The organism is Megasphaera elsdenii DSM 20460, assembly GCF_003010495.1.
GTDB lineage: Bacteria > Bacillota > Negativicutes > Veillonellales > Megasphaeraceae > Megasphaera > Megasphaera elsdenii.
Map to the genome: position 1 here is coordinate 1382195 of NZ_CP027570.1, position 16948 is coordinate 1399142.

At 47.8% G+C, this 16948-nt stretch carries 16 protein-coding genes; 14 read left to right on the forward strand and 2 right to left on the reverse strand.

Translation table 11 applies throughout. The annotated features are described in order from the left end of the window. The first annotated feature begins 7 nt into the window (after positions 1–7). The 7 genes from C6362_RS06465 (at position 8) to C6362_RS06495 (ending at position 7277) form a co-directional block, all read left to right on the forward strand. On the forward strand, positions 8–1315 hold the full coding sequence (locus tag C6362_RS06465) for a bifunctional folylpolyglutamate synthase/dihydrofolate synthase (protein ID WP_014015918.1): 1308 nt from the start codon (positions 8–10) through the stop codon (positions 1313–1315). 132 nt (positions 1316–1447) lie between these two features. Further along, a complete protein-coding gene (locus tag C6362_RS06470) occupies positions 1448–2725 on the forward strand; it encodes an O-antigen ligase family protein (RefSeq protein WP_014015919.1) in 1278 nt (425 codons plus the stop codon). An 88-nt stretch (positions 2726–2813) separates the two neighbouring features. Further along, positions 2814–3449: a redox-sensing transcriptional repressor Rex gene (locus C6362_RS06475; protein WP_014015920.1), complete on the forward strand. Its 636-nt coding sequence runs from the start codon at positions 2814–2816 to the stop codon at positions 3447–3449. Positions 3450–3575: 126 nt separating this feature from the next. Then, positions 3576–4190 carry a GTP pyrophosphokinase gene (locus C6362_RS06480; RefSeq protein ID WP_014015921.1) on the forward strand — a complete coding sequence of 205 codons (615 nt, stop codon included), beginning with the start codon at positions 3576–3578 and terminating at the stop codon, positions 4188–4190. 12 nt (positions 4191–4202) lie between these two features. Next, positions 4203–4889 carry a response regulator transcription factor gene (locus C6362_RS06485; RefSeq protein ID WP_014015922.1) on the forward strand — a complete coding sequence of 229 codons (687 nt, stop codon included), beginning with the start codon at positions 4203–4205 and terminating at the stop codon, positions 4887–4889. Between the two features lie 3 nt (positions 4890–4892). After that, entirely contained in the window at positions 4893–6167 is a 1275-nt protein-coding gene (locus tag C6362_RS06490; RefSeq protein WP_014015923.1) for a sensor histidine kinase, read from the forward strand. 75 nt (positions 6168–6242) lie between these two features. Beyond that, positions 6243–7277 carry a 3-deoxy-7-phosphoheptulonate synthase gene (locus C6362_RS06495; protein ID WP_014015924.1) on the forward strand — a complete coding sequence of 345 codons (1035 nt, stop codon included), beginning with the start codon at positions 6243–6245 and terminating at the stop codon, positions 7275–7277. A gap of 291 nt (positions 7278–7568) precedes the next feature. Here the strand turns inward: C6362_RS06495 and C6362_RS06500 are convergent, their stop codons facing one another. Next, positions 7569–7979 (reverse strand): amino acid-binding protein, encoded by a 411-nt coding sequence (locus C6362_RS06500; RefSeq protein WP_014015925.1) that lies wholly within the window; start codon positions 7977–7979, stop codon positions 7569–7571. Positions 7980–8146: 167 nt separating this feature from the next. Here C6362_RS06500 and C6362_RS06505 point away from each other — a divergent pair, with 167 nt between their 5' ends. Both C6362_RS06505 and C6362_RS06510 read left to right on the forward strand, forming a co-directional pair. Beyond that, positions 8147–8533 (forward strand): hypothetical protein, encoded by a 387-nt coding sequence (locus C6362_RS06505; RefSeq protein WP_014015926.1) that lies wholly within the window; start codon positions 8147–8149, stop codon positions 8531–8533. Positions 8534–8590: 57 nt separating this feature from the next. Continuing rightward, the gene (locus C6362_RS06510; protein WP_014015927.1) at positions 8591–9076 is read left to right on the forward strand and encodes a DUF7004 family protein; all 486 of its coding nucleotides are present in this window, start codon (positions 8591–8593) and stop codon (positions 9074–9076) included. 113 nt (positions 9077–9189) lie between these two features. Here C6362_RS06510 and C6362_RS06515 read toward each other — a convergent pair whose 3' ends face one another. Continuing rightward, complete coding sequence (locus tag C6362_RS06515) at positions 9190–9741, reverse strand: PD-(D/E)XK nuclease superfamily protein (protein WP_014015928.1); 552 nt, start codon at positions 9739–9741, stop codon at positions 9190–9192. Between the two features lie 192 nt (positions 9742–9933). Here C6362_RS06515 and C6362_RS06520 point away from each other — a divergent pair, with 192 nt between their 5' ends. The 5 genes from C6362_RS06520 (at position 9934) to C6362_RS06540 (ending at position 16880) form a co-directional block, all read left to right on the forward strand. Then, a complete protein-coding gene (locus C6362_RS06520) occupies positions 9934–10668 on the forward strand; it encodes a TRM11 family SAM-dependent methyltransferase (protein ID WP_014015929.1) in 735 nt (244 codons plus the stop codon). A gap of 60 nt (positions 10669–10728) precedes the next feature. Further along, positions 10729–11571, forward strand: coding sequence for a DNA adenine methylase (locus C6362_RS06525; protein WP_014015930.1), 843 nt, complete (start codon positions 10729–10731; stop codon positions 11569–11571). A 10-nt stretch (positions 11572–11581) separates the two neighbouring features. Then, positions 11582–12388 (forward strand): DNA-methyltransferase, encoded by an 807-nt coding sequence (locus C6362_RS06530; RefSeq protein WP_014015931.1) that lies wholly within the window; start codon positions 11582–11584, stop codon positions 12386–12388. After that, positions 12358–13212 carry a type II restriction endonuclease gene (locus C6362_RS06535; RefSeq protein ID WP_014015932.1) on the forward strand — a complete coding sequence of 285 codons (855 nt, stop codon included), beginning with the start codon at positions 12358–12360 and terminating at the stop codon, positions 13210–13212. The genes C6362_RS06530 and C6362_RS06535 overlap by 31 nt, the downstream gene beginning before the upstream one ends. A 188-nt stretch (positions 13213–13400) precedes the next feature. Beyond that, positions 13401–16880 carry a DNA polymerase III subunit alpha gene (locus tag C6362_RS06540; protein WP_014015933.1) on the forward strand — a complete coding sequence of 1160 codons (3480 nt, stop codon included), beginning with the start codon at positions 13401–13403 and terminating at the stop codon, positions 16878–16880. Positions 16881–16948: the final 68 nt, after the last annotated feature.

The window sequence follows — 16948 nt, forward strand, 5'->3', positions numbered from 1 at the left end:
GGCAATCATGACCTACGAACAAGCAATCGACTATCTGGAATCAGCCAATGTCTTTGGCATCCAGCTGGGACTCGGGCGTATCCAGGCTTTACTGGAACGCCTGGGCAATCCCCAGAATAACTATAAGACCATTCACATCACCGGGACCAACGGCAAGGGCTCGGTGACGGCCATGATCGCATCGGTCCTGACGGAAGCCGGCTTCCGGACGGGCCGCTATACGTCGCCTCATCTGGAAGATTACACGGAACGGATCCATATCGACCATCACGATATTTCCCGCGACGACTTCGCCAAAGCCGTAGCCGTCGTCAAAGACGCCGTGACGGCCATGGTCGCTGCCGGCGGGGAAGGGCCGACGGAATTTGAAATGATTACGGCTGCCGCTTTCTGGTATTTCGACTACATCGGCGTCGATTACGCCGTCATCGAAGTCGGCCTGGGCGGCCTCCTCGATTCGACGAACGTCATCGTCCCCGTCGTATCGGTCATTACCAACGTCGCCATGGATCACATGAAATACTGTGGCAATACGATCGAAGCCATTGCCGAACAGAAGGCGGGCATCATCAAAGAAGGTGTCCCCGTCGTCACGACGGCTGATGGGGCCGCTTTGAAGGTCATCGCCCGCAAGGCTTATGAAAAGCACAGCCGCCTCTACGCCCTGGACCACAGTTTCGACGTCATCGGCAATGCCGGGCCGGAAGACCCGGCAACGGGGCAGATGGTGACGGTCCGCGAAAAGTACGGCTTTGCCATTACGACGGTCCTGCCGCTTTTGGGAAAACACCAGCGGACGAATTGTGCCGCTGCGCTCATGACCCTGCTCATCCTGGCCCGCCATGAAAAGAAACTGACCCGGACGGTCCTGGAAAACGGCATCCGCCACGTCCAGTGGCCAGGCCGCTTCCAGGTCTTCAAGGCCGGAGATATCGACGTCGTCCTCGACGGGGCCCATAATCCGGCCGGTATCGATACCTTCTGCAAGACCTATGAAGATGTCTTTGCCTCGCGGAAGCGGGTCTTCCTGTTCTCCGTCCTGGCCGATAAAGATTACAGCCAGATGGTACGGGAACTCTTCCACGACGACGATTACGTCATCTGCGCGCCGGCACCGACGCCTCGCTCGGCCGACCCGAAAGCCATGGCGGCCATGCTGCCGTGTAAAGCCGACTGGGCCGGCACCATCGCCGAAGGCCTGGATAAAGCCCTGGCCGCAGTCCAACCGGACCAGGTCCTGTGCATCGTCGGCTCCCTGTACATCCAGGGAGAAGTCCGGAAATACTTCCGGGATAGATATCGTATGGAATTGTGATATTTGACAATTGCAAACCTCAAACTCAAAAAGGGCTTGTCGCCGTGCGACAAGCCCTTTTCATTGCGCCTTTGCGCCTTGTTATGGTAAAATGATACATATATTTTACACGGAATGTAAGGAGCGAAGGATATGAAGCGGATAATACGGACTGGCAGTACGCCAGCCGAGCGGGCACGGCTGCGCGTCGTCTATGCCATGGCAGGGACTGTTTTTTTTATGCCTTTGAACTTGTTCATCATGGAAGGCTTTTTCATCATTGCCCTGGGACTGGGGCTTTATTATTGTAAAAAATATCCTAAACTGACCTTGCGCCAGTCGCCGCTGTCCCTGCCGGCAGCCGGTTTTGCCCTGGCCGCCTTCCTGTCTCTTGTGGGCTCGCCACACTTCCTCTTGGGAACGGCTTTTTACGTCTTCACGGTCTTGCAATACGTCGTGCTCTACTATGGTATCCTCTTGTTTGTCCGTCATTCCTGGGAGCGGCGCCTGCTCTTTTCGACGCTCCTCCTCAGTGCTTTCATCGTCGCCCTGTACGGCCTGTACCAGTATGCCCATATGCTGACCCTCCACGAAGCCGAATGGGTCGATAATTCAGCCTTTCCCATGCTGCGGCGCCGCATGTATTCGACATTGTACAACCCCAACTTATTGTCTGCCTTCCTGCTGATCATCATGAGTGCGGCGGCGTCGATGATGATCTGTACCCGCCACCGCTGGCATCATGTCATGTACCTGGCCTTTTTTGCCATCCTGGCCTTGTGCCTGGTCCTGACCTATTCCCGTGGTGCCTGGCTCAGCGTCTGCGCCCTGGTCTTTTTCTTCGGCCTCTTCTGGGATAAACGGGTATGGCTCCTCTTTTTGGCAGGTCCTTTGATCCTGGCCTTTTATCACGGTGGCGTCGCCGACCGCCTGATGTCCATTTTCAGCCACAGCGAAGCGGATACGTCCGTGTCCATGCGCATGGACATGTGGGAAGCGGCTATTGCCATGTTCGTCGACCATCCCGTCCTGGGTATCGGCTGGGGCGCTTTCAAGCACGTCTATCCGGTATATAATGAATTGATTCAGGAAGCGGGCATCGTCATCTTCCACGCCCATAATATGTACCTCAACATCCTGGCTGAAACGGGCCTGGCTGGCTTTTTTTTCGGCTTATGGTTCTTCTTCGGCAATGCCTGGTATGCCATCGGCTATTTGCGCAGCCATAAGGAACATACCTTTGACCGTTCTCTGGCCATGAGCCTGGCTGCCGCCGTCTTGTCCCTGGCCATCAGCGGTATGAGCGACTACGATTTATTTAGTACCCAGATTTCACTTACCTTTTGGCTCATGAGCGCCCTTTTCGCCAATATGTACGGCGAAGAATGTGAAAAAAACAGCAAAAATAGTTTGCGAAATAATTCACAATGATATATAATAAGCTTGTGACTATTATCACTAGATAAGATGACTTATAGCTATAGGGAATAGCTTGGGACATAGTTGGAGGGTATTATCCATGAGACAGAAAAAGGCAATATCGGATGCTGTCATCGAACGATTGCCGCTGTACTACAGGGACTTGCTGTTATTGCAAGATGCGGGAATCGATATTATCTCATCCGAAAAATTAGGGGAACGACTCGGCATTACACCGGAACAGATCCGTAAAGACCTGACCTGCTTCGGCGCTTTTGGGAAAAAGGGCGTAGGCTATTACGTCAGCGAATTATGCCAGCAGATCGTAGAAATCATCGGTCTGCAGCAGCATTGGAAAATCGGCATCGCCGGCATCGGCCATCTCGGCTGGGCCTTGGCGAACTATAAGACTTTCGGCCGCCTGGGCTTCCGCACGACAGGCTTGTTCGACGTCGATCACCGTATCATCGGCCAGAACGTCGGCGGCGTCGAAGTCACGCCGATTTCTGAAATGGGCGAAGTCATTCAGCGCGAAGGCATCCAGATCGGCATCATTACGACGCCGGCAGCCGTTGCCCAGCAGGTCGCCGACCAGATGGTCGCTGCCGGCATCCGGGGCATCCTGTCCTTTGCACCGCTGCGCCTGACCGTACCAGACGGCATCTTCGTCTTCCGCGAAGACCTGTCCATCGGCCTGAGCCGCATTTCGTACTATTTAACGAATAAGAAAGATTAGTGGTTCGTGGCTAACCACTAACCACTAGCTGCTAACCACTAAAAAGGCTTGTCGCCGTGCGACAAGCCTTTTTCTATGCTATAATATTCCTACATTCCAACACTTATAGAATGAGGTGATACTATTATGGATTCTATCTACGGTTCCTATGGACCGGCTTTGGACGCGACGCTGAATGATATTATCGGCCGTATCCAGGCTTATAGTGATGATATGAAGAACAAGACGGGCGAAGCCGCTTATGAACATCTGATTTACCGCATCAAGTCGGAAAACAGCATGCGGGAGAAATGCGACCGCAAGGGCCTGCCGCAGACGGCTTACTCGGCACTCCACGATATCCGCGATGCCATCGGTATCCGCATCGTCTGCTGCTTCCTCGATGATATTTACAGGGCCATTGATTTTCTCAAAAGCCTGGACGGCGTCCGCATCGTCGAAGAAAAAGATTATATCCGCCACGTCAAACCCAATGGCTACCGCAGTTACCACGTCATTTTGGAACTGGAAGAACCTTATGAAGACGTGACTGGCGCCAATCCGGGCCATTTTTACGCTGAAGTCCAGCTGCGCACGATTGCCATGGATTCCTGGGCCAGCCTGGAACACCAGATGAAATACAAGCATGACATCAAGAATCCGGAACTCATCGTCCGGGAACTCAAGCGCTGTGCCGATGAACTGGCATCGTGCGACGTGTCCATGCAGACTATCCGCAATTTGATCCATGCACAAGAATAAGGGGGAATTGTCATGCGCCTTCTCTTAGCTGAAGATGAAAAAGAAATGTCCGCTGCCTTAGTGGCAATCCTGACCCATTCCGGGTACGAAGTGGACGCCGTCTATGATGGCCAGGCTGCCGTCGATAAGGCCCTGTCCCAGTCGTATGACTGCATGATCTTCGATATCATGATGCCCAAGAAGGACGGCGTCCAGGCCTTGAAGGAAATCCGTGAAAAAGGGAATATGACGCCGGTCATCATGCTGACGGCCAAAGCCGAAATCGACGACCGCATTACCGGCCTCGATGCCGGTGCCGATGATTATCTGACCAAGCCCTTCGCCATGGGGGAACTTTTGGCCCGCCTGCGCTCTCTGACGCGGCGGTCGACGGCCTTTACACCGTCGAAACTCACCGTCGGCAATGTCGAACTCGACGTGGAAGAACAGGAACTGGCCTGCCGCAACTCCATCCGCCTGGCCAATAAGGAAACGAAGCTCATGAGATTCTTTATGGCTAATGTTGGCAAAACCTTGTCGACAGCTCAGATTTTTGACAATGTATGGGGCGACGAAGATGATGTCGACGATAGCATCGTCTTTATTTATGTCTCCTATTTACGGGAAAAACTCGAAGCCGTCCAGGCCGATGTCGAAATCGTCGGCGAAAGAGGGCAGGACTATGTCCTGACTTTGAAAGAAGCGTCTGCGGAGGTCTAGACCATGAATATGATCAAACGCCTGCGCCGTAAATTCATCATCATGGCGACAATCGGCGTCCTCGTCGTCCTCGGTGGCGCCCTGGGCCTCATCAATACCATTGCCTACATGCGGATGCATCAGCAGGTCATGTCCGTATTGACCTATATCATCCATAATGATGGCGCTGTGCCGCAAAAAATCGGCGGCGATGACGGCAGTTTCTTCAGCGACCCATCGTGGACGGAAGAAACGCCGGAATTTGCCTATCAGATACGCTTTTTCAGCGTCCTCGTCAGTGCTGATGGCTACGCACAGCATATCGACATCCAGCATATCGCCTCATTTTCTGAAAAGGAAGCCATCGAATACGCCCGGACGACCGTTGCCGAAGCCAGGAGAAGCGGGGAGAACCAGGGATTTTTCAAGAAAGGACGGGCCAGTTATGCCTATATGATCATGCCTGACGACGACGGCAGTTTCCTCATCGTTATCCTCGACTGCACACGCGATGTTGCCGCCGTCTCCTCGTTCCTTCGCTATTCTCTCTGGTTCGGCCTGGGCTGTGTCATCCTTTACGTCCTCATCCTGGCGGCCATGTGCAACATCGCTATCCGGCCTTTCGTCCGCAACATGGAGAACCAGAAACGATTCATCACCAACGCCGGCCATGAGCTCAAGACGCCGATTGCCATCATTTCAGCCAATGCCGAAGCCATCGAGATGCTCAACGGCCAGAGTCAGTGGACAGACAGCATCCTCAAGCAGGTCCGCCGCCTGTCCAATCTTATCCAGGACCTGATCATGCTGTCCAAGATGGGCGAACGCTCGCAAGTCGATTTAGTCATTACCGATGTCGACTTGTCGGCCACGGTCCGGTCTGTCGCCGAATCCTTCCAGCAGCTGGCTGTTGATGCGGAAAAGACCTTGCATACTGATATTGCCGATGGCATCCATGTCAAAGGCGACAGCAAATGCCTGTATGAACTGGTCAATATCCTCGTCGACAATGCCGTCAAGTACTGCGATGACCACGGGGACATCCAAGTTTCCCTGCGCCGTCCCCGCCTGGGAAAGGGGGCTGTCGTCGCCGTGACCAATACCTATGCCGATGGGGCCAATGTCGACTATTCCCGCTTCTTTGAACGCTTCTACCGCGGCGATACGTCCCATAACAGCCAGAAAGCCGGCTATGGCATCGGCCTGTCTATGGCCGAAGAATTGACGAAACTCATGGACGGTAAAATCAATGTGTCGTACAAAGCCCAACGTATAACGTTTACTGTTCGCCTGGGCTGATTTTCCCTATAGGGAAAGCGCCTGACCTGTGATATAATGTGACCAACATCACTTTTATTCAGGGGGAAGATACTAATGGAAATGCAAATGGAATACATCCGTAAATTACCGGAACCGCAGGAATTGATGGAACAATTTCCCATCGACGACAAGGTCAAAGCCATCAAGGCGAAACGGGATGAAGAAATCAAGGACATCCTGACAGGGAAAGACAACCGTTTCCTGCTCATCATCGGGCCCTGCTCGGCCGATAACGAACCGGCCGTCCTCGATTATATTCACCGCCTGGTCAAAGTCCAGGAACAGGTCAAAGATAAAATTTTCATCATTCCGCGCGTCTATACCAGCAAACCGCGTACTATCGGCGTCGGCTACAAAGGCATGCTCCACCAGCCCGACCCGGAAGGCAAGGAAGACATGCTGGGCGGCATCATCGCCATCCGTGAAATGAATGCCCGCGTCGTCCGCGAAACGGGCTTTACCTGTGCCGAAGAAGTCCTCTATCCGGAAATCTTCCGCTACCTGTCGGACCTCTTGTCCTATGCAGCCGTCGGCGCCCGGTCCGTCGAAGACCAGTTCCATCGCATGATCGCCAGTGGCGTCGGCATCCCGGTGGGCATGAAGAATCCGACATCCGGCGATATTTCGGTCATGCTCAATTCTATTGAAGCGGCCCAGCATACGCAGGACTTCCTCTTCCGCGGCTGGGAAGTCCGCACAAAGGGGAACCCGCTGGCTCACGCCATCCTGCGCGGCTATGTCGACAGCTTCGGCAACAGCATGCCTAACTATCACTATGAAAACCTCCAGCGCCTGTACGAAGCCTATGGCAAGCGTGACCTGGCCTATCCGGCCGTCATCGTCGACGCCAACCATGCCAACTCGGGCAAGAAATACCTGGAACAGATCCGCATCGCCAAAGACGTCATCCACAGCCGTAAACATTCGGCCGACATCAAACAGCTGGTCAAAGGCTTGATGATTGAAAGCTACATCGAAGACGGGAACCAGAAAATCAGCGAAGGCACGTACGGCAAATCCATTACCGACCCCTGCCTGGGCTGGGAAAAATCGGAACGCCTCATCTACGACATGGCAGAATTATTGTAATTAGTGGTTCGTGGTTCGTAGCGGCCTTATGGACGCAACGTAGGGGCCGTCCTGATAAGGCGGCCCGCTTTTCTTTGAATTTAAGACCACCCACTAACCACTAGCCACTAAAAAAGCGCTGTCGCATGAAGGTTTATTCCAACATGCGTGGCCCCTTTTACTTTATAGTTTGTAGCACAGAGTTTGTAGTTTGCAGAGAAAACCTTCAAAGTTAAAGCCATCCGCTAACCACTAACTGCTAGCCACTAACAACTTAAAAGGGCTTGTCGCATGTGCGACAAGCCCTTTTTTTTAAAATGTATCCAACAAGGTGTACCCTTTCCCGCGGAGGAACGTTTCCGTTTCCATTTCGCGGGTCTTGAAGACGGCAACCGGTGTGCCGGCCTGGCGGTTATAGGAAATGTACAGATAATCGATGGAGATGTTGGCCTGGCGGAGATTGTCGAGAATCTTGTCCAGGCAGCCCGGCGTATCGCCCATTTCGACGGCGACGACTTTGTCTGCATGACATTGGTAGCCGGCTTCCTGTAATTTGGCAACAGCCAGTTCCGGGTCGGTGACGATGAGGCGGATGATGCCGAATTCGGCGCTGTCATTGGCCAGCATCGTGTAGATATTGATATTGGCATCGGCCAGGACCGACGTCATCTTGCGCAAAGCGCCTTTTGTGTTTTCAGCGAATACAGAAACTTGATTGAGCATAAATCAGAATCCCCCTTGATGATAAAATATTGTGACGTTGTTCCCATTTTACCATAAAAAGACAGGCTTGTAAGGGGAGCAGAATCTGTTAAACGTTTCAGAATAATCGAGTCGTGATATAATAAAAGTATAGGAACTATGTTTTTTTATGATATGAGGTGAGCGCTATGCCAGCTTGGTTCATCATCTTCTTATTTTTACTGATTACAGGGATTGCTAAACTCTATATGTGGCTCGGCGTCACGGACCTCTTGAAAGCCATCATCGCCGCGACCTTGACAACCTTCGTCATCGTCTGCGCCCTGCGGCGCAGCGGCCAGAAACAGGCCGAACAAAAAGAAAGAGAAAAGGCAGCAGCCCTTGAAAAAGAAAACATCCAGCCAGCCTCAGAAAATACCCAGCGCGACCATCAACTCGACGCTGATGATGCCGCCTTCCTGTCTGCCGTAGGAACCGGACTGATTTTGCACGAACTCCACGAACGGAATAAAGAGCAGGAACGGGCAAGCCGCGATTACGACGGAAATTGGGATAACCCCGATGACGACAGCTAGTATGATGACTGGGAGTAGGGGAAATGGGGAAACCAATTATTAAGAAGGCGATTTTTTATGGAAAGAAAAATTAAAGAATTTTCTAATGGAACATATCTATCATTTGATACCGGATATTTTGATGATTGGTGTGTATATTTAACGAATAGAAATGGCCGAAGGTATTCGCCTAAAGATTCAGATTATTTTACAATATTGAAAGAATATGCTAATAAATATGGTTACAAAAGGATATATGGAGACTTTATACAGATATATAATTTAACCGGTAAAGTAGCTGAACTGTCTGTATTACAAAAAATTTCGATGATAGCATATACTTATCAAGAAGATTCGGAACTTTTAGATATCATTTTTTCAATTCTTTACATGGGAATGATTGCAGAGGAAAATAAAAAAGGAACTCATTTAGGAAAAAGAATAAAAAGGCTTGGCATATACACTTTGTTAATAGAGCAAAAAAAAGTAGATTATGCAGCCAATTTTATGCGTCATATGGGATGGCGTGAAATTGATTCTTTGTGTAGAGAAAGAGGTTTTTAGATTTTTTGTTGGTGAGAAAAAATTATATTGAATGATAGCCAAATGACTCATATATGAGAAGGGGGATTCTCATGTATGAGTCGTTTGGCTTATTCAATAAGTGAATTAATGGCCTATTTTAATTGCAATATATCTAAAGGAATTTCATTGAAGAAGTAGTAACATTCCATATTTGCAATATATTGCAAGGTGTCGCGATACATGGAGTGTTGAAACCAATCATTGAATACGTAAATAAATACTACGGAATAGCCTAATGGAGAAAACAATTTTTCATATTCTTGTTTCTTGAAATGACAACCAGGCAATTTTTCATCAACGGATCCAGATTCGCTTTGAAACTTTTTTTCAATGATAAACGCCGTTTTTGTTATTTCATTAATGAAACATTCATCAGGAAGCCATTGTTTTGAATTATACTGACGATAATCGATTCCACGTGGTGCTAAAAAGCAAGAATATAAAGCATGTTTGGGAACTGAATAGCCAATAAGTTTCTGCTCATTGTAGACTTCATAACCGATTGATTTCCGGTTTGATGAAATTGGATTTAATATGAAGTTATGATATTGTAAGGCATCTTTTAACGAAGTCGTTTGTTCAAATCTTAAACCATTTTTATTGGTTTTTGCGCCTCCGCCATGGGTGTTTGGAATATGAGTCATAATAAAAACCCCTTTCGTAAATAAATTTTAAATTGACTTTTTAGTCATTTTATATGGATCTTTATTATACTCAATTTTTGAGGCACTTTTGACTTTTTAATGAATTTTTAATGATTCTTGAGTGAATTTTTATGATATTCTCATTTTAACCTCGTACATTTATGATGATAAAAGTTTATTTGAGGTGATAAAATGAAATGGCAACCAGATGATTTTACCTTGGAAATGACATCGGTATGGTCTTTTCCACAACGAGGAAAATGGGCGACGCATGATGGTAACTATCGTGGGAATTGGTCTCCCTACATCCCACGCAATTTAATACTTCGATATTCTGGCGAAGGGGATAGGATTTTAGACTGTTTTGTAGGTGGAGGAACGACCTTAGTTGAGGCTAAATTATTAAGTCGGAATTGTATAGGCGTTGACGTAAATGAACAGGCTCTAGACCGATGCCGAAAGAAATGTGATTTTTCATGTCCGAATATGGGGAAAATTTATTTGAAACAAGGAGATGCACGGAATCTTCATTTTATACAAGATGCATCAATCGATTTTATTTGTACCCATCCTCCTTATGCAAATATTATTCAGTATAGTCAAGATATAGAACAAGATTTGTCTCGACTGGATGTTGACTCGTTTTTAGCGGAAATAAAAAAAGTGGTTTGTGAATGTTATCGTGTTCTTAAAAAAGGAAAATTTTGTGCGATTCTAATGGGAGATATCCGGAAAAAAGGACATGTTATTCCGTTGAGCTTTTGGGTTATGGATTTATTTTTGCAACAAGGTTTTTCTTTAAAAGAGATGATTATAAAAGAACAGCACAATTGTAGAGCGACAGGCTTTTGGAAAACAAATAGTGTAAAGTATAATTTTTTGTTACTGGCACATGAACATTTATTCGTATTTCACAAAATTAGTTGAAAGATAGGGAGGCTATTGGTACAATAATACGAGTGATAATTTTTAGATTGAGGTAAAATAATGACAGAATTTAAAATGAGTCCTTTTGTAAAATGGGCAGGCGGTAAAAGCCAGCTGTTGGATACTTTGATTGCAAAACTTCCAGTGCAGTACGGTCGATATTATGAACCCTTTATAGGGGGAGGCGCTTTTTTATTAGGCTTATCTCCTAAAAAAGCTGCTATTAATGATACTAATAGTGTTTTAATCAATATTTATCGGCAGCTAAAAGAAAACGAAAACGAAGTGATTGAACGGCTGAGAAATTTAGATTCTGTCCTTTGTGATAAAGAAAGATATTACCGATTAAGAAAAAAATATAACGAAAAAATTATGCAAGGCTGTACTTTGGATACAGAAGTAGCGGCTCTTATGATTTGGTTAAACAAGCATTGTTTTAATGGTCTGTATCGTGTTAACAAAAAAGGTCTGTTTAATGTGCCTTGGAATCGAAGGGAAAAAGGAAATTCTTTTGATGAAAGTAATTTACAGGCTATAGGGAAGTATCTTCGGGATAATGATATACTCATTCGCAATGAAGACTTTGAAATTTTCTGCAATCAGGTCCAGGCTGGCGATTTTGTTTACTTTGACAGTCCCTATATACCGGTTACTGAGACGGCTAATTTTACAGACTATACTGCTGATGGATTTACCTTAGCCGATCATCAGCGATTGGCGAATTTATTTGATGTATTAAATGACCGAGGCGTTTTTATTATGTTATCCAATAATGATACCCCCTTAGTTTATGAATTATATGGGAATAAAGGGTATAAAATACAGTCTATTGATGTAAAAAGATTGATTAACCGTAATGCCAAGAAGCGAACGGGGAAAGAGGTTATTATTACAAATTACTGACGGAGGAAAAATGGATAAACTATTTAAAGGACAACAGATTATACCGACTTATGAGACGGAAAATTCTATGCTTGTTTTGGGAGATACTTTTCAAGTTTTAGATAAACTGAAATCGCAATCTGTTGATTTAATTTTTGCCGATCCGCCCTATTTTTTATCAAATGGCGGGTTTACTTGTTCTGGGGGAAAACAAGTTTCTGTCAATAAAGGAGATTGGGATGCTGCTGATGGCTGGCCTGCAAAACATCGATTTAATCGGCGATGGCTTCATCGCTGCCATCGTATTTTAAAACCGAATGGCAGTATTTGGATTAGTGGTACGCTGCATAATATTTTTTCTATTGGCATGGCGTTGGAACAAGAAGGGTTTAAGATTATCAATAATATTACCTGGCAAAAGTCCAATCCGCCGCCTAACTTAGCTTGTCGTTGTTTTACCCATTCGACAGAAACAATTATTTGGGCTAAATTGAATGATAAGAAAGCAAAACAAACTTTTCATTATGACTTGATGAAAGCGGAAAATGGTGGAAAGCAAATGAAGGATGTTTGGACTACTTCGCTCACTCCACCATCCGAAAAAACGGAAGGCAGGCATCCGACGCAAAAACCATTATTTATCTTGGAAAGAATTATTAAAGCTTCTTCTAATGCTGGCGATATTGTGTTGGACCCATTTTGCGGATCTTCGACGACGGGCGTGGCAGCACAAAAATTAGGAAGAAAATATATTGGCATTGATAGTAATGACGGATATATTGACTTATCTATAAGGAGATTAAAAAAATGTGCAAACGAAACTTTAAAGATTGGCTGAAGACCATGAGAAAATCAATAAATCAGTATAATTACTATATAGATTTTCCTAAAATATATAAAAACGTTGAGGAAAAGAAAGTTGAGCTTCATATTCTCAATGCCCTAGTAGGCAGCAAGAATATAAAAGAAGAATTTGTTGATATCTTGCATCGTTATCCTGAAGTACTGGAATGTATTCCTATCATTTTAGCAGTACGAGCTAATGAAATTTATGCGCAAGATGAGAACGGTGCTTTTACCTATAATTTTCATAAAATGAATCAGTCTATTGAGCAATATGTCTATTTTATGGAAAAGACAGGGCTGTTTGATTTGATTGCCAATCATATTATTAATAATTTGTATGATTATTGTCTTGGTGTTGAAACGGGATTGGATACGAATGGAAGAAAAAATCGCGGTGGCGATCAAATGGAAGATCTTGTTGAACGCTATATTCAGCATACAGGCGTAGAGTATTATAAAGAAATGTATTTGTCAGATGTGGAAGAAAAATGGAGTGTTGATTTATCGGCAATTTCAGCGCAGGGAACGACGACAAAACGTTGGGATTTTGTTGTGAAAACGCAAAATATGATATATGTTATTGAAACTAATTTCTATACATCAGGAGGCTCTAAATTAAATGAAACGAGCCGGAGTTATAAGATGATTGCAGAAGAATCTAAAGATATAACGGATGTAAAATTTGTTTGGATTACTGATGGTGGAGGATGGAAAAGCGCAGCTCGTAATTTAGAAGAAACTTTTCAGGTTATGGATACGCTATACAATATTGCGGATATGGAAAATGGTACTTTAGAAAAGCTATTTTCGATTTAAGCTGATGCACCAGTAGGATTATTTTCCACGAGCCGCGGGTCACTCGAGGCGATGTCGTTAATTTGAATCCGAGGCAGCCTGCGAACTGCCTAAACGCCCCCCTAACAATCTTATCGCTAATGTGATATAATTAACCATTACGGATAATAGTATCTCATTAGCGATTTTTTTGAAGGAGGATTTTTTGGATGCGGCCTTTTGTTCATTTGCATGTTCATACTCAGTACAGTTTATTCGACGGCTTGTGCAAGATTCCCGATATGGTGAAGCGGGCCAAGGAGTTGAATATGCCGGCTGTGGCGATTACGGATCATGGCAATATGTACGGTGTCATTTATCTGTATAAAGAAGCCGTAGCCCAAGGCATCAAGCCGATTCTGGGGTGTGAAGTGTATATGACCCGGGGCAGCCGTTTTGAAAAGAAGACCAAGGAACGGCTTTGCCATCTGATTTTGTTGGCCAAGGACAATAAGGGCTATCATAATCTCATCAAAATCGTGTCCAAAGGCTTCGTCGATGGGGAAAATAATTATCACAAGCCCCGCGTCGACTATGATCTGCTCGAACAGTATCATGAAGGGCTCATCGCTATGAGTGCCTGCATCGAAGGCCACATCCAGCAGGATATCCTCAATCATAATGAAGAAGGGGCCAAGCGGACGCTGGATCGCCTGGTCTCTATTTTCGGCAAGGATGACTTTTACTTGGAAGTCCAGAATCACGGGATTCCCGAGGAAAAAGTCGTCCGCACGGTATTCAAGCGCTGGTCCCGGGAGTACGGTCTGAAGCTGGTGGCGACCAATGATTACCATTACATCGACCCCAGTGACGCAGCGGCACAGGAAGTCAAGCTCTGTATTTCTACGGGCAGTACCCTCGATGACCCGTCGCATTTCCGTTTCTATAATAATGAGTTTTATATGAAGAGCGGCGACGAAATGGCCGATCTCTTTGCCGATATGCCCGAAGCCCTGGATACGACGCTGGAAATCGCCGATAAATGCAACGTCGAAATCTCCTTTGATGAACGCCATCTGCCGCAGTTCCCGGTACCGGAAGGGGAAACGGATTCGTCGTATTTGCGCAAGCTCTGCGAGCAGGCCCTGCCGGAAAAATACGACCCCATTACAGCGGAAGTCCGCCAGCGCCTGGACTATGAATTAGGTGTCATCGACACCATGGGGTTCCCGTCATACTTCCTCATCGTCTGGGATTACGTCAAATATGCCCGCGACCATGAAATCCCCGTCGGCCCTGGCCGTGGTTCGGCTGCCGGGTCCGTCGTCGCCTATTTGCTGGGCATTACCGGACTGGACCCGCTCAAGTACGACCTCCTCTTCGAACGCTTCCTCAATCCGGAACGCGTCACCATGCCGGATATCGACATGGATTTCTGCTATGAAAACCGGGGCCGCGTCATCGACTACGTTACCCGGAAGTATGGCGTCGACCACGTATCGCAGATCATCACCTTCGGGACACTGGCGGCAAAGGCTGTCTTGCGCGATGTCGGCCGCGTCCTCGATATCCCCTTGAGTGAAGTGAACCGCATCGTCAAGCTGGTCCCCAATGAATTGGGCATGACCCTCGACAAGGCCTTGAAGATGAGCAAGGAATTTCGCGAGGAATATGAACATAACGCTACGGTCCACCGCCTCGTCGATTTCGGCAAATCCCTGGAAGGCCTGGTCCGCCATTCGTCGACTCACGCCGCAGGTGTCGTCATCTCGGCGGTGCCTGTCGATGACTACGTGCCGGTCCAATATTCCAAGGAAGGCGACTTGACGACACAGTATGAAAAGGACCTCGTCGAAGAACTGGGCCTGCTCAAGATGGACTTCCTGGGGCTGCGGACGCTGACCGTTATCGGTGATGCCGTCAAGATGATTAAAAAAGACCACGGCATCGACCTGGATATCAATGCCATCCCCCTGGATGACCCGGCAACGTGCCAGCTCCTGACCGAAGGCGACACGGCCGGCGTCTTCCAGATGGAATCATCGGGCATTACCAACCTGGTCAAGGAACTGGCACCGAAGCATTTCGAAGATATGATTCCCCTCGTCGCCTTATACCGTCCGGGTCCTTTGGGCAGCGGCATGGTCGATGACTTCATTAAAGGCAGTCACGGCGAAAAGAAAGTCACCTACCTGCACCCGCTACTGGAGCCGATTTTGAAAGATACGTATGGTGTCATCCTCTATCAGGAACAGGTCATGCAGATCGCCTCGGTCATGGGGGGCTTTTCCCTGGGCCAGGCTGATTTGCTGCGCCGCGCCATGGGCAAGAAGAAAGAATCCATCCTGGTCGCCCAGCGGGCGAATTTCCTGGCAGGGACGCGGAAGAATGAGATTCCCGACGACATTGCCAACAAGGTCTTCGACCTCATGGTCTATTTTGCCGGCTATGGGTTCAATAAATCCCACTCTGCCGCCTATGCTTACGTAGCCTGGCAGACGGCGTACCTCAAGGCCCATTACCGGCCGGAATTCATGGCGGCGACCATGACCAGCATGATCAACGATGTCAGTAAAATCAGTTACTACGTCGCCGAATGTCGTCGTCACGGCGTCCAGGTCCTGTCGCCGGATGTCAATGCCAGCGTATCCATGTTCTCCGTTCAGGACGGGGCCATCCGCTTCGGCTTGTCTGGCGTCAAGAGCGTCGGCAGCAATGCCATCGACGCCATCGTCAAGGCCCGCGAAGCAGGCGGCCCATTTACGTCGCTCGGCGATTTTTGCAGCCGCGTCGATTACCATATCGTCAACAAGCGGGCGCTGGAAAGCTTGATCAAATGCGGCGCTATGGATTCTTTTGGCAAAAAGCGGTCCCAGCTCATGGCCGTCATCGACCAGGCTATCGCCATGGGTTCTTTGAGCCAGAAAGATTATGCGTCGGGACAAATGGGGCTTTTCGATGATGAAGAAACGGTCATGACGGAACTGGAATATCCTGATATCGACGAATATCCCATTGAAATGCGCCTGGCTATGGAAAAAGAATACGATGGCTTCTATTTTAGCGGCCATCCCCTCAATAAATATAAGGATATCATGAAGAAATTGACGCCTTTGTCCGTCCTCTATGGGGACGACGGACGCCAATATGATGGCAAGCTGATGAATGTCGGCGGCTTGATTACGGCTAAGAAACAGGTCATGACCAAGCGCAATGAACAAATGGCCATCATTACCGTGGAAGACTTCACCCATACCGTGTCGGTCGTCGTCTTTCCCAAGACCTATGCCCGTTATCAGCAGGCTGTTGCCGTCGATATGGCCGTCGCCATCCGCGGCCGGGCCGACATCAACGACGACAGTATCCAGATCCTGGCAGAAGAAGTGAAGCCGCTGGACCAGGAAAAGGGAGAACCTGTGCAGCCGGCAGCCGTTTCCTCTTCGGCAGCCCGTCAGGCCGGTGACTATTGGCATCCCGGCATGGGTGCGAAACTGTTCATCAAGATTCCGGCTCACCTGGAACGGACCGACTTGGCCGGCCGCATCGGCCAGGTCCTGGAACAGCATCCGGGACCGGTCAAGGTCTATTTCCACCTCATGGGAAGCCGCAAGACGATTTTGACCAATGAAAAATATTGGGTAGAAACGACAGAAGATTTGCGGCACACGCTGCAGGCCATGCTGGAACCGCGGTCCCTCGTCGTGCAGTGAGACGTATGAAGGCTTCTGTCATCATGCAAGGTCCCTTTGCTTCACAGTTTGTAGTATGGAGTTCACTA

What these genes read in the sequence shown, in the direction of transcription:
- C6362_RS06470 (WP_014015919.1), top strand. Translation starts at nt 1,448, where the DNA reads ATGAAGCGGATAATACGGACTGGCAGTACGCCAGCCGAGCGGGCACGG.
- C6362_RS06505 (WP_014015926.1), top strand. Translation starts at nt 8,147, where the DNA reads ATGCCAGCTTGGTTCATCATCTTCTTATTTTTACTGATTACAGGGATT.
- C6362_RS06530 (WP_014015931.1), top strand. Translation starts at nt 11,582, where the DNA reads ATGGATAAACTATTTAAAGGACAACAGATTATACCGACTTATGAGACG.
- C6362_RS06500 (WP_014015925.1), bottom strand. Translation starts at nt 7,979, where the DNA reads ATGCTCAATCAAGTTTCTGTATTCGCTGAAAACACAAAAGGCGCTTTG.
- C6362_RS06540 (WP_014015933.1), top strand. Translation starts at nt 13,401, where the DNA reads ATGCGGCCTTTTGTTCATTTGCATGTTCATACTCAGTACAGTTTATTC.
- C6362_RS06490 (WP_014015923.1), top strand. Translation starts at nt 4,893, where the DNA reads ATGAATATGATCAAACGCCTGCGCCGTAAATTCATCATCATGGCGACA.
- C6362_RS06510 (WP_014015927.1), top strand. Translation starts at nt 8,591, where the DNA reads ATGGAAAGAAAAATTAAAGAATTTTCTAATGGAACATATCTATCATTT.
- C6362_RS06525 (WP_014015930.1), top strand. Translation starts at nt 10,729, where the DNA reads ATGACAGAATTTAAAATGAGTCCTTTTGTAAAATGGGCAGGCGGTAAA.
- C6362_RS06480 (WP_014015921.1), top strand. Translation starts at nt 3,576, where the DNA reads ATGGATTCTATCTACGGTTCCTATGGACCGGCTTTGGACGCGACGCTG.
- C6362_RS06485 (WP_014015922.1), top strand. Translation starts at nt 4,203, where the DNA reads ATGCGCCTTCTCTTAGCTGAAGATGAAAAAGAAATGTCCGCTGCCTTA.
- C6362_RS06475 (WP_014015920.1), top strand. Translation starts at nt 2,814, where the DNA reads ATGAGACAGAAAAAGGCAATATCGGATGCTGTCATCGAACGATTGCCG.
- C6362_RS06520 (WP_014015929.1), top strand. Translation starts at nt 9,934, where the DNA reads ATGAAATGGCAACCAGATGATTTTACCTTGGAAATGACATCGGTATGG.
- C6362_RS06535 (WP_014015932.1), top strand. Translation starts at nt 12,358, where the DNA reads ATGTGCAAACGAAACTTTAAAGATTGGCTGAAGACCATGAGAAAATCA.
- C6362_RS06495 (WP_014015924.1), top strand. Translation starts at nt 6,243, where the DNA reads ATGGAAATGCAAATGGAATACATCCGTAAATTACCGGAACCGCAGGAA.
- C6362_RS06515 (WP_014015928.1), bottom strand. Translation starts at nt 9,741, where the DNA reads ATGACTCATATTCCAAACACCCATGGCGGAGGCGCAAAAACCAATAAA.
- C6362_RS06465 (WP_014015918.1), top strand. Translation starts at nt 8, where the DNA reads ATGACCTACGAACAAGCAATCGACTATCTGGAATCAGCCAATGTCTTT.